Source organism: Streptococcus oralis, assembly GCF_026782125.1.
GTDB classification, from domain to species: Bacteria; Bacillota; Bacilli; order Lactobacillales; family Streptococcaceae; genus Streptococcus; species Streptococcus oralis_CE.
Window position 1 is genome coordinate 48,393 of record NZ_JAKUVY010000002.1, and the last position, 12,270, is coordinate 60,662.

Here is a 12,270-nt window from a genome sequence, read left to right on the forward strand (position 1 = left end):
GATGTCTATTACAACATTACTCACCCTCTTGGTCTCTTCTATGCTGATTTACTCAGCACCACTTATTTTTACGAGTATCGGAGGAGTTTTCTCTGAACGTGGTGGTGTCGTTAACGTTGGTCTTGAAGGAATTATGGTTATGGGAGCTTTTTCTGGGGTTGTCTTTAACCTTGAATTTGCAGAACAACTTGGAGCAGCGACTCCTTGGATTTCCTTGTTAGTTGCTGGTATCGTGGGAGCTATTTTCTCTCTCATCCATGCAGTCGCTACAGTTCATTTCCGTGCGGACCATGTTGTCAGTGGTACAGTATTGAACTTGATGGCTCCTGCCCTAGCAGTTTTCTTGGTTAAAGTTCTTTATAACAAAGGACAAACGGATAACTTAAGCCAAACTTTTGGACGTTTTGATTTCCCAGTTTTGGCTGATATCCCAGTGATTGGAGATATCTTCTTCAAGTCAACCAGTCTACTAGGTTATATCGCGATTGCCTTCTCTTTCCTTGCTTGGTTTATTCTCTTTAAGACACGTTTTGGTCTTCGTCTTCGCTCTGTTGGTGAACACCCTCAAGCAGCGGATACCTTGGGGATCAATGTCTACAAGATGCGATATCTCGGGGTTGTTATTTCAGGTTTCCTTGGTGGAATTGGGGGAGCGATTTATGCTCAATCCATTTCTGTCAACTTCTCAGTGACAACTATTGTCGGTCCTGGATTTATCGCTCTTGCGGCAATGATCTTTGGTAAATGGAACCCAATCGGTGCTATGCTTTCTAGTCTTTTCTTTGGACTTTCACAAAGTTTGGCAGTTATTGGTTCTCAATTACCTTTCCTACAAGGAGTGCCAGCGGTTTACCTTCAAATCGCGCCTTATGTCTTGACCATTCTTGTCTTAGCAGCCTTCTTTGGAAAAGCAGTTGCACCTAAGGCAGACGGTATCAACTACATCAAGTCAAAATAAGCATACAAAAAAACGTCAGTTCAACTGGCGTTTTATTTATTAGGATTTTGATGGGTTAGGTTCAGTCCCCAAGGAACGAGATTTTCAGATTTATTTTTGATGCGTGCGATATTATCCTTGTGACGAATGATAATCAAGCTAGCAAGTGCTAGGATAATCAAAATGAAGAGAGGGTCATAGCTGCTCAGGATAAATCCAAATAGTGGAAATAGGAGAACTCCGATAACGGCTGCGATAGAAGCAGTAACGCTAGACAGTGAAATCATACTACCTAGATAGAGGCTTCCAAAGAATACGATTGCTAGATAGAGACAGAAAACAGGCGCAAATCCGAAAATCACTCCAGCACTGGTTGCGACAGCCTTACCACCTTTAAATCCTGCAAAGATAGGAAAGGTATGTCCAATTACGGCCAAAAGACCAAAGACGAGAGGTGATACACCTTGTAGGTGGAAAAGGATTGGAAGGAGAGTGGCTAAGGTTCCTTTAAAGAAGTCAATCACAAAGGTTGCCATACCCGCTTTTTTACCCAAAATTCGGAAAGTATTGGTTGTTCCGGTGTTTCCAGAACCATGTTCACGCAGATTTGTTTGAAAGAAGATTTGTCCAATCCAAAGACCAGATGGAATCGAACCTAGCAGATAAGCTAAAATTAATAATACAAATGTCATCATAGACCTATTATACCATGAAATGGTATAGAAAGTCAGAGAATATCCTGTGAAATTGTGACAGCTGAAAGGGAAAAGCTTTGCAAAATCGCTAGAAAACCTGTAAAATAGAAAAGATGAACAAATAGGAGGTTCCTTGTGTCAAAAAAGGAAATCAATATTAATAACTACAATGATGACGCCATTCAGGTGCTAGAAGGGTTGGATGCGGTCCGTAAACGTCCGGGGATGTATATTGGATCGACTGACGGTGCTGGTCTCCATCACCTAGTCTGGGAAATTGTGGATAATGCAGTCGATGAAGCCTTGTCTGGATTTGGTGACCGCATTGATGTGACCATCAATAAGGACGGCAGTCTAACTGTTCAAGACCATGGTCGTGGGATGCCAACCGGGATGCACGCCATGGGAATTCCAACTGTTGAAGTTATCTTTACCATTCTCCACGCTGGAGGAAAATTCGGTCAAGGTGGTTATAAGACATCAGGTGGTCTCCACGGAGTGGGATCTTCAGTCGTTAATGCCCTTTCTAGTTGGCTAGAAGTTGAAATTACTCGTGACGGTACAGCCTACAAGCAACGTTTTGAAAATGGTGGTAAGCCAGTAACAACTCTTCAAAAGGTTGGGACAGCACCCAAGTCTAAGACAGGTACCAAGGTCACCTTCATGCCTGACGCGACGATTTTTTCTACGACTGACTTCAAGTACAATACCATTTCAGAACGACTCAATGAGTCAGCCTTTCTCTTAAAAAATGTCACCTTGTCTTTGACAGACAAACGAACAGATGAAGCAATCGAGTTCCATTATGAGAACGGGGTACAAGACTTTGTTTCTTACCTCAATGAAGACAAGGAAACCTTGACGCCTGTTCTTTACTTCGAAGGGGAAGACAATGGTTTCCAAGTGGAAGTAGCCCTCCAGTATAATGATGGATTTTCAGACAACATTCTATCCTTTGTCAATAACGTTCGCACCAAAGACGGTGGGACGCATGAGACAGGACTCAAGTCTGCCATTACTAAGGTTATGAATGACTATGCGCGTAAGACAGGTCTTCTCAAGGAAAAAGATAAAAATCTTGAAGGTTCAGACTATCGTGAGGGACTAGCGGCCGTTCTTTCTATCCTTGTTCCTGAAGAACATTTGCAGTTTGAAGGTCAGACCAAGGACAAACTAGGCAGTCCACTAGCTCGTCCAGTTGTGGATGGTATTGTGGCTGATAAGTTAACCTTCTTCCTCATGGAAAATGGAGAACTAGCTTCCAATCTCATTCGTAAGGCTATCAAGGCCCGTGATGCGCGCGAGGCGGCCCGCAAAGCGCGTGATGAGAGCCGAAATGGTAAGAAAAACAAGAAAGACAAGGGCTTGTTGTCTGGTAAATTGACTCCAGCCCAGTCCAAAAACCCTGCCAAGAATGAACTCTATCTGGTCGAGGGTGATTCTGCCGGTGGTTCGGCTAAACAAGGTCGTGACCGTAAATTTCAAGCTATCTTGCCTCTTCGTGGTAAGGTTATCAATACAGCCAAGGCCAAGATGGCAGATATCCTCAAAAATGAGGAAATCAACACCATGATTTATACTATCGGCGCGGGTGTGGGAGCAGACTTCTCTATTGAAGATGCTAACTATGACAAGATCATTATCATGACCGATGCGGATACTGATGGTGCCCACATTCAGACCTTGCTCTTAACCTTTTTCTACCGCTATATGCGTCCACTAGTCGAGGCAGGACATGTCTATATCGCCCTTCCGCCTCTTTACAAGATGTCCAAAGGCAAAGGCAAGAAAGAAGAAGTAGCTTATGCTTGGACGGACGGAGAGCTAGAAGAACTCCGCAAGCAGTTTGGTAAAGGCGCTACCCTTCAACGCTACAAAGGTCTAGGAGAGATGAATGCGGACCAACTCTGGGAAACAACCATGAATCCAGAAACCCGCACTCTTATCCGTGTCACGATTGAAGACCTAGCACGCGCAGAACGTCGCGTTAATGTCCTCATGGGAGATAAGGTCGAACCACGTCGTAAGTGGATTGAGGATAATGTCAAGTTTACGCTTGAGGAAGCGACTGTGTTTTAAGGGGCATGAATAATGGTTGATTCAGGATATTCGATTTTTGGTAGTTACTTGGGTTTGGTTTTCTTAGTTTCTTTACCCTCGGCTATTCTTGCATTCTACATTAACAGTCGAAAAAAAAGTTTCCAAGGTTTATATGCACCGATTGTATTTACCTTGTTTATGATCTTGATGCTTTTATTCAATATGGATTCCTCAGAATCCAGTGCTTTGGTGGCGTCTGCTATTATGCTTTTTATTGGTTTTCCTTTGATAGCGGGAGCCTTAGTCTACACACTGATTCGATTGTGTTACGTCTATCCGGAGAAACGGTGGAAGGCTTTTTTGATTTTCCTATCCTATGTTTTAGGCCCCCTATCTGTAGGTATTCTGGGATGGTATGTGGTAAATTTAGTTCAGATCCATCTGTGGACATTCTTGGTAATGATTTTGATGATTCTAGTTTCCTATCTTCCTCCTCTCTATCTCCATTACACCAAACGAAATCAGTAAGACACAGAATACTTTTTGGTAGGGAATAGTGATTAATTGCTTAGATTATGTCAGAGATGGCAAATGGTTTACGATTTATAATGAAAAACAATTTCAAACAGCTCTAAGTGATGAAGAAGTGAAATATGAGAACAGATCAGGAAATACTTGGACTGATTTTAGGAACAGTTAAAACTTTAAAAGTTGACGCTGGTAAGAACTCAAGTATCTCCTCCTCAATAATCTGATGGATGACCTTACTCAGACCCGTTTCTTTAAGAGTATAACCTATACCAGACAGGGGAGTTGTAAAGTTCAAGTAAAGGTGATGATTATCTTTTGTAGGTAAACAATCGCTAAAACTATTGGAGGTGCTGGATTGATTACGTTATTAATGATGCCTTTTTTCCTTGTTCTCTTGGCCATTTTTGGAATTATATATGATTTAATGACCAATAAAGGTAGAAAAGAGTGTGCTCGCACAGTATCCTTGTTTATATTGAACATCCTCACTATTGGTATCTGTTTATTAGATCTACCAATGGAAAGTAAACCATACTCAGGAATAGGGTTTATCTTATTTTATGCACTTGCCTTCACACCTTTGATGATTGTTTTCTCACTATATACCCTCTATCGGATTGGAAAACATTATAGGTATTTTAAGAGTAAGTTTGCTATAACACTCCTATTCAATGCTATTTTACTTTTCCTTCTTTCATTAGTAAATACTTTTGTATTATGGAGAAGCTTTCAAATATATCATAGAAACGATATGAATTTGTTTTATTTTATTTTAATCGTTTTGGGGATTTGTTCAACTATCCAATTGATAGTAGGAGAACTTGAGATGAAAAGAATACGAGGCATCCAAAAACAAGAGGAGCAAGACGGCAATGAAAAATAATTCTATAAAAGATATGTGCAGACAACATAGAAGTGAAGCGCAAATGCTGAGATTAATTTTACAAACCGCAAAAAGTCTAAAAGTCGAGGCTGTCGCCATGTCCGGTTCACGAACTGATACAAAAGCACCAAAAGACGAGTTTCAAGACTATGATGTTGTTTATGTCGTGGACGACTTAGATAATCTGACGAGTGACCTTTCTTGGTTAGACCAGTTTGGCACTCGTATCATTGAGCAGCATAATGTCCTAGGCAACCGTCGACTTTATCTTATGCTATTTGAAGATGGAAATCGTATTGATTTGACCCTCTGTCCTACGGAATATATTCAAGAGTGGGTGGATAGTGAAGCTGATTATACAGTTTTGAAAGATGAGAAAGGCTTGTTTGTGCCCTATTCTCCAAATCCTCAACGTTACTTGACAAGCCCAGCTAGTGCAATAGAGTTTGACAAAGCCTGCAATGAATTTTGGTGGGTGTCAGCCTACGTGGTTAAAGGGATCTGTCGCAAGCAAGCCATCTATGCCACGGATCATCTCTACGGAATTTGTCAACAAGAACTCTTGAAGGTCTTGGCTTGGCGAGTTGCAGCAGATAAGGGGACGATTGATATTGGCAAGAACTACAAGTATCTTTTTCAGTATTTACCTGCAGAGAAGGAGAAGGAATTCTCAAATCTGCTTGATTTTTCAAGTGTAGAGAAAATCACTCAATCCCTCTTCTCCACAATGAATCTCTTCCACAGAGAAGCTCATATTCTTGCTCAAAAGGTGGGATTTGACTACGATAAAGAAGTAGCTGAGAAGATGATCGAGTATGCTGAGGAGAGGTTGAACTAGTATGTTAGATTATGTATTTGCTACATTTTTTATGGGATTCCCAGGAGTACAAATTTTAGTATTGGTGTCCTCTATATTTCTAGCTATCAAAAGAAATAAGTTACATAAAAGGGTGTACGGATTATTTTTCCCGATTATTATAACGATGTGTAATATTTGGCTTATTTCAATAGATCGCACAGAGCTTTTTGATGATGCTTTAAGATTTTCTTTCTTTCTAATTTCTTTTTGTTTACCTATGCTTATTTCTTCCACACTCTATCACTCAATACGCTTATATTATTTATACAAATCAATCAAGTGGAGAGTCTTCCCTGTAAGTTTCTGTTATTTATTCGGTTTAATTTTTCATTATCTTAATACAATGCATTGGGAGGAGCTATTTCGAGGGCAAAAGTTTATGTTTAATATCTTGCTGATATCAACTGCTATAGTTTCTTATTTACCTTGTCAATATTTGTACACACTTCAAAGAAGAAAGAATAATCCATAGGAAATAGTTGCCTTTGCTTAATCTAAATAAGTGTTTGTGAATGACTTAAATAGTATCTAAAAATATTTTTCTTAATACCAATTTTAATGTAAAAACCACTCTACATTCTTTGAAAGGAGTTGAACACGCCCTAAATGCTGTGTGAAAAATATAAATTCTCTTGTGAGCATCGCTCACTGCAATAATTTCCTATTTTCACTTTGCATTTTACGGGCTTAGTATCCTATGTCTAACATTCAAAACATGTCCCTGGAGGACATCATGGGAGAGCGCTTTGGTCGCTACTCCAAATACATCATTCAAGACCGGGCTTTGCCAGACATTCGGGATGGATTGAAGCCGGTTCAGCGCCGTATTCTTTATTCTATGAATAAGGATGGAAATACCTTTGACAAGAGCTACCGTAAGTCGGCCAAGTCTGTCGGTAACATCATGGGGAATTTTCACCCACACGGGGATTCTTCTATCTATGATGCTATGGTTCGTATGTCTCAGGACTGGAAGAACCGTGAGATTCTAGTTGAAATGCACGGTAATAACGGTTCTATGGACGGAGATCCGCCTGCGGCTATGCGTTATACCGAGGCTCGTTTGTCTGAGATTGCTGGTTATCTTCTTCAGGATATCGAAAAGAAGACAGTTCCTTTTGCATGGAACTTTGACGATACCGAGAAAGAGCCGACAGTCCTGCCAGCAGCCTTTCCAAACCTTTTGGTTAATGGTTCGACTGGGATTTCGGCTGGTTATGCCACAGATATTCCTCCACATAATTTAGCTGAGGTTATCGATGCGACAGTCTACATGATTGACCACCCAACTGCCAAGGTGGATAAGCTGATGGAATTCTTGCCTGGACCAGACTTCCCGACTGGAGGGATTATCCAAGGCCGTGACGAAATCAAGAAGGCCTATGAAACTGGAAAAGGGCGCGTGGTTGTTCGTTCCAAGACTGAGATTGAAAAGCTAAAAGGTGGTAAGGAACAAATCGTTATCACTGAGATTCCTTATGAAATCAATAAGGCTAATCTAGTCAAGAAAATTGATGATGTTCGTGTCAATAACAAGGTAGCTGGTATTGCTGAGGTTCGTGACGAGTCTGACCGTGACGGTCTTCGTATCGCTATTGAACTTAAAAAAGACGCGAATACCGAGCTTGTACTCAACTATCTCTTCAAATACACCGACTTGCAAATCAATTACAACTTCAACATGGTGGCGATTGATAATTTCACTCCTCGTCAAGTTGGAATTGTCCCAATCCTGTCTAGCTATATCGCCCACCGTCGTGAAGTGATTTTGGCTCGTTCCCGCTTTGATAAGGAAAAGGCTGAGAAGCGTCTTCACATCGTTGAAGGTTTAATTCGCGTAATTTCAATTTTGGACGAAGTCATTGCCCTTATCCGTGCCTCTGAGAACAAGGTTGACGCCAAGGAAAACCTCAAGGTCAGCTATGAGTTTACAGAAGAGCAGGCTGAAGCCATCGTGACCTTACAACTTTACCGTTTAACCAATACAGACGTGGTTGTCTTGCAGGAAGAAGAAGCAGAGCTTCGTGAAAAGATTGCCATGCTGGCTGCTATCATCGGTGATGAACGGACCATGTATAATCTCATGAAGAAAGAACTCCGTGAGGTCAAGAAGAAATTTGCGACTCCACGTTTGAGTACTTTAGAAGACACTGCGAAAGCAATCGAGATTGATACAGCTAGTTTGATTGCCGAGGAAGATACTTATGTCAGCGTAACCAAGGCAGGTTATATCAAACGTACTAGCCCACGTTCCTTTGCGGCATCCACTCTGGAAGAAATTGGCAAACGTGATGATGATCGTTTGATCTTTGTGCAAGCTGCCAAGACAACCCAGCATCTTTTGATGTTTACAACTCTTGGAAATGTCATCTATCGACCAATCCATGAATTGGCAGATATTCGCTGGAAAGATATCGGAGAGCATCTGAGCCAGACCATTACAAACTTCGAAACGAACGAAGAAATCCTTTATGTTGAAGTGGTAGATCAGTTTGATGATGCGACAACCTACTTTGCAGCTACTCGTCTCGGCCAAATCAAACGCGTAGAACGCAAAGAATTCTCTCCATGGCGGACCTACAAGTCTAAGTCTGTCAAGTATGCTAAGCTCAAAGACGAGACAGATCAGATTGTAGCAGTGGCTCCGATTAAACTGGATGATGTACTCTTGATTAGCCAAAACGGTTACGCCCTTCGTTTCAATATTGAAGAGGTACCGGTTGTCGGTGCCAAGGCTGCGGGTGTCAAAGCCATGAACTTGAAAGCTGACGATGTTTTACAAGCGGCCTTTATCTGTAACACTTCATCCTTCTACCTCTTGACCCAACGTGGTAGCTTGAAACGTGTCTCTTGTGAGGAAATTCCAGCGACCAGCCGTGCCAAACGAGGCCTACAAGTCTTGCGTGAGTTGAAAAACAAACCGCACCGTGTCTTCTTGGCTGGAGCAGTTTCAGAGCAAGGATTCGTTGGTGATCTCTTTAGTACAGTAGTAGAAGAAAACGACCAAACGTTATTTGTCCAATCTAACAAGGGAACAATCTATGAGAGTCGATTGCAAGACCTCAACTTGTCAGAACGTACTAGCAATGGAAGCTTTATCTCAGATACCATTTCAGATGAAGAAGTTTTCGATGCTTACCTTAAAGAAGTCTTTAAAGAGGACAAATCCAATCCTTAAAAAGAATCAGCCAAGAGGGCTGATTTCTTTATGTTGAAAAAATTTTCAGAAAATTACAAATAATACTTGAAATTTTACTAGAAAAGTGTAGAATAGAACACATAGTTTGTATAGTATAAAGGAGAAACACATGACAGTTGCAATTGATTGGGAAAACCTTGGCTTTGCATATATGAAATTACCTTACCGTTATATCGCTCACTACAGAAATGGTCAATGGGATCAGGGAGAATTGACAGAGGATGCAACCTTGCATATTTCAGAGTCTTCTCCAAGTCTCCACTATGGACAGCAGGCATTTGAAGGTTTGAAAGCCTATCGTACCAAGGATGGCAGTGTTCAATTGTTCCGTCCTGACGAAAATGCCAAGCGTTTGCAACGTACCTGCGACCGTCTTTTGATGCCACAAGTTCCGACAGAAATGTTTGTAGAAGCTTGTAAAGCAGTTGTGCGTTCAAATGAAGAATACGTACCACCATATGGAACAGGTGGAACCCTTTATCTTCGTCCACTGTTGATTGGTGTTGGGGATATTATTGGGGTTAAACCAGCAGAAGAGTATATTTTCACCATCTTTGCTATGCCGGTTGGCAACTACTTCAAAGGCGGTTTAGTCCCAACTAACTTCTTGATTCAGGATGAATACGACCGAGCAGCTCCAAATGGTACTGGAGCAGCTAAGGTAGGTGGGAACTATGCTGCTAGTCTCCTTCCAGGTAAAATGGCCAAGTCACGCCAATTTTCAGATGTTATCTACTTAGACCCATCTACACATACAAAGATTGAAGAAGTCGGATCAGCCAACTTCTTTGGAATCACGGCAGACGATGAATTTGTTACGCCCTTGAGTCCATCTATCTTGCCATCTATTACCAAGTATTCTTTGCTTTACTTGGCAGAACACCGCTTGGGCTTGACTCCGATTGAAGGCGATGTCCCAATCGATAATTTGGATCGTTTTGTAGAGGCAGGTGCCTGCGGTACAGCAGCAGTTATTTCTCCAATTGGAGGCATCCAACACGGCGATGATTTCCATGTTTTCTATAGCGAAACAGAAGTAGGTCCTGTTACACGAAAACTCTATGACGAATTAACTGGTATCCAATTCGGTGATGTTGAAGCACCAGAGGGATGGATTGTCAAAGTGAACTAAATGACAGGAAATAAAGAAGAACTCCATAGCAGTTATAGGGCTGAAATGGAGTTTTTTCTTGCTAGTTTCAGCATTTTCTTGTACAATAGAAAAAGTGAAAAGAGGTACAGTATGAGTAAAAAAGATAAGAAAATTGAAATCCAATTAACAGATGCAAAAGTGACTGTTGGAAAAGACAGCTATGAGGGATACGTTTTGACGATCGGGAAAAAGGTCATTGGAGAAATTGCCGAATTAGATAACCAATTTGCTATCATAAAGAATGGAAATGTCGATAGTTTTTATAAAAAACTTGAAAAAGCTGTGGAAATTTTGATTGAAAACTATAATTTGACAAAATAATACTTGTTTTATTGAAAATTTCATGATATAATAGTTCTCGTTAAACATTGGAGAGATAGCGAAGAGGCTAAACGCGGCGGACTGTAAATCCGCTCCTTCGGGTTCGGGGGTTCGAATCCCTCTCTCTCCATTTATCAATGGGGTATAGCCAAGCGGTAAGGCAAGGGACTTTGACTCCCTCATGCGTTGGTTCGAATCCAGCTACCCCAGTTCTTAGGTAATAAATTCAAGATAAAAAGAAAAATATCTTAGGGTATTTTATTTTTATAATTGAAAGACGTGAACGATATGAACATGTCTTTGCGGGTGCTTAGGAAAAAAATTATAAGTATGTCAAGTTTGGAAAAACTTGATTGTTGGAGGATTTTTTAGATGAACGAATTTGAAGATTTGCTAAATAGCGTTAGCCAAGTTGAGCCTGGTGATGTTGTTAGTGCTGAAGTATTGACAGTTGATGCGACTCAAGCTAACGTTGCAATCTCTGGGACTGGTGTTGAAGGTGTCTTGACTCTTCGCGAATTGACAAACGATCGCGATGCAGATATCAATGACTTTGTGAAAGTAGGAGAAGTATTGGATGTTCTTGTACTTCGTCAAGTAGTTGGTAAAGATACTGATACAGTTACATACCTTGTATCTAAAAAACGCCTTGAAGCTCGCAAAGCATGGGACAAACTTGTTGGACGCGAAGAAGAAGTTGTTACTGTTAAAGGAACTCGTGCCGTTAAAGGTGGACTTTCAGTAGAATTTGAAGGTGTTCGTGGATTTATCCCAGCTTCAATGTTGGATACTCGTTTCGTACGTAACACTGAGCGTTTCGTAGGTCAAGAATTTGATGCTAAAATCAAGGAAGTTGATCCTAAAGAAAACCGCTTCATCCTTTCACGTCGTGAAGTTGTTGAAGCAGCTACTGCAGCAGCTCGTGCTGAAGTATTCGGTAAATTAGCTGTCGGTGATGTCGTAACTGGTAAAGTTGCTCGTATCACTAGCTTTGGTGCTTTCATCGACCTTGGTGGTGTTGATGGATTGGTTCACTTGACTGAATTGTCACACGAACGTAATGTATCACCTAAATCAGTTGTAACTGTTGGTGAAGAAATCGAAGTGAAGATCCTTGATCTTAACGAAGAAGAAGGACGCGTATCACTTTCACTTAAAGCAACAACACCTGGACCATGGGATGGCGTTGAACAAAAATTGGCTAAAGGTGATGTAGTAGAAGGAACAGTTAAACGTTTGACTGACTTCGGTGCATTTGTTGAAGTATTGCCAGGTATCGATGGACTTGTTCACGTATCACAAATTTCACACAAACGTATCGAAAATCCAAAAGAAGCACTTACTGTTGGTCAAGAAGTTACTGTTAAAGTCCTTGATGTTAACGCTGACGCAGAACGTGTATCACTTTCTATCAAAGCTCTTGAAGAGCGTCCAGCTCAAGAAGAAGGACAAAAAGAAGAAAAACGTGCTGCTCGTCCACGTCGTCCAAAACGTCAAGAAAAACGTGATTTCGAACTTCCAGAAACACAAACAGGATTCTCAATGGCTGACTTGTTCGGTGATATCGAACTTTAATCAAATTGATAATCACAAAATCCTTTGTTTAAAACAAGGGATTTTTCTTTTGTCTCTTTCTCATTTTTGATATAATA

Annotated in this window: 10 protein-coding genes and 2 tRNA genes; 11 read left to right on the plus strand and 1 reads right to left on the minus strand. The window is 41.0% G+C overall.

Features of this window, described 5'->3' with window-relative positions; genetic code table 11:
• Position 1: 1 nt before the first annotated feature.
• Positions 2–958: an ABC transporter permease gene (locus MK385_RS01770; RefSeq protein WP_000029132.1), complete on the plus strand. Its 957-nt coding sequence runs from the start codon at positions 2–4 to the stop codon at positions 956–958.
• A gap of 32 nt (positions 959–990) precedes the next feature.
• Here the strand turns inward: MK385_RS01770 and plsY are convergent, their stop codons facing one another.
• Positions 991–1,632 (minus strand): glycerol-3-phosphate 1-O-acyltransferase PlsY, encoded by a 642-nt coding sequence (plsY, locus tag MK385_RS01775; RefSeq protein WP_268725126.1) that lies wholly within the window; start codon positions 1,630–1,632, stop codon positions 991–993.
• Between the two features lie 135 nt (positions 1,633–1,767).
• Between plsY and parE the strand changes: the two genes are divergently transcribed.
• The 10 genes from parE to rpsA all read left to right on the plus strand — a co-directional run bounded on the left by parE (position 1,768) and on the right by rpsA (position 12,193).
• Positions 1,768–3,711 (plus strand): DNA topoisomerase IV subunit B, encoded by a 1,944-nt coding sequence (gene parE / locus MK385_RS01780; protein WP_268725127.1) that lies wholly within the window; start codon positions 1,768–1,770, stop codon positions 3,709–3,711.
• A gap of 12 nt (positions 3,712–3,723) precedes the next feature.
• A complete protein-coding gene (locus MK385_RS01785) occupies positions 3,724–4,200 on the plus strand; it encodes a hypothetical protein (RefSeq protein WP_268725128.1) in 477 nt (158 codons plus the stop codon).
• A gap of 373 nt (positions 4,201–4,573) precedes the next feature.
• A complete protein-coding gene (locus tag MK385_RS01790) occupies positions 4,574–5,086 on the plus strand; it encodes a hypothetical protein (RefSeq protein WP_129313160.1) in 513 nt (170 codons plus the stop codon).
• Positions 5,076–5,924 (plus strand): aminoglycoside 6-adenylyltransferase, encoded by an 849-nt coding sequence (locus tag MK385_RS01795; protein WP_129313087.1) that lies wholly within the window; start codon positions 5,076–5,078, stop codon positions 5,922–5,924. Before MK385_RS01790 ends, MK385_RS01795 begins: the two co-directional genes overlap by 11 nt.
• A gap of 718 nt (positions 5,925–6,642) precedes the next feature.
• Entirely contained in the window at positions 6,643–9,123 is a 2,481-nt protein-coding gene (parC, locus tag MK385_RS01800; protein WP_268725129.1) for a DNA topoisomerase IV subunit A, read from the plus strand.
• Between the two features lie 130 nt (positions 9,124–9,253).
• Positions 9,254–10,276: a branched-chain amino acid aminotransferase gene (locus tag MK385_RS01805; RefSeq protein ID WP_268725130.1), complete on the plus strand. Its 1,023-nt coding sequence runs from the start codon at positions 9,254–9,256 to the stop codon at positions 10,274–10,276.
• 111 nt (positions 10,277–10,387) lie between these two features.
• Positions 10,388–10,618 (plus strand): DUF2969 domain-containing protein, encoded by a 231-nt coding sequence (locus MK385_RS01810; RefSeq protein WP_000037105.1) that lies wholly within the window; start codon positions 10,388–10,390, stop codon positions 10,616–10,618.
• 49 nt (positions 10,619–10,667) lie between these two features.
• A tRNA-Tyr gene (locus MK385_RS01815) sits at positions 10,668–10,748 on the plus strand.
• An 8-nt stretch (positions 10,749–10,756) separates the two neighbouring features.
• Positions 10,757–10,828: transfer RNA gene (locus MK385_RS01820), tRNA-Gln, on the plus strand.
• A 162-nt stretch (positions 10,829–10,990) separates the two neighbouring features.
• Entirely contained in the window at positions 10,991–12,193 is a 1,203-nt protein-coding gene (rpsA, locus tag MK385_RS01825) for a 30S ribosomal protein S1 (RefSeq protein WP_001001617.1), read from the plus strand.
• The last annotated feature ends 77 nt before the right edge of the window (positions 12,194–12,270 follow it).

What these genes read in the sequence shown, in the direction of transcription:
- rpsA (WP_001001617.1), top strand. Translation starts at nt 10,991, where the DNA reads ATGAACGAATTTGAAGATTTGCTAAATAGCGTTAGCCAAGTTGAGCCT.
- MK385_RS01795 (WP_129313087.1), top strand. Translation starts at nt 5,076, where the DNA reads ATGAAAAATAATTCTATAAAAGATATGTGCAGACAACATAGAAGTGAA.
- MK385_RS01770 (WP_000029132.1), top strand. Translation starts at nt 2, where the DNA reads ATGTCTATTACAACATTACTCACCCTCTTGGTCTCTTCTATGCTGATT.
- MK385_RS01805 (WP_268725130.1), top strand. Translation starts at nt 9,254, where the DNA reads ATGACAGTTGCAATTGATTGGGAAAACCTTGGCTTTGCATATATGAAA.
- MK385_RS01810 (WP_000037105.1), top strand. Translation starts at nt 10,388, where the DNA reads ATGAGTAAAAAAGATAAGAAAATTGAAATCCAATTAACAGATGCAAAA.
- MK385_RS01785 (WP_268725128.1), top strand. Translation starts at nt 3,724, where the DNA reads ATGGTTGATTCAGGATATTCGATTTTTGGTAGTTACTTGGGTTTGGTT.
- parC (WP_268725129.1), top strand. Translation starts at nt 6,643, where the DNA reads ATGTCTAACATTCAAAACATGTCCCTGGAGGACATCATGGGAGAGCGC.
- plsY (WP_268725126.1), bottom strand. Translation starts at nt 1,632, where the DNA reads ATGATGACATTTGTATTATTAATTTTAGCTTATCTGCTAGGTTCGATT.
- MK385_RS01790 (WP_129313160.1), top strand. Translation starts at nt 4,574, where the DNA reads ATGATGCCTTTTTTCCTTGTTCTCTTGGCCATTTTTGGAATTATATAT.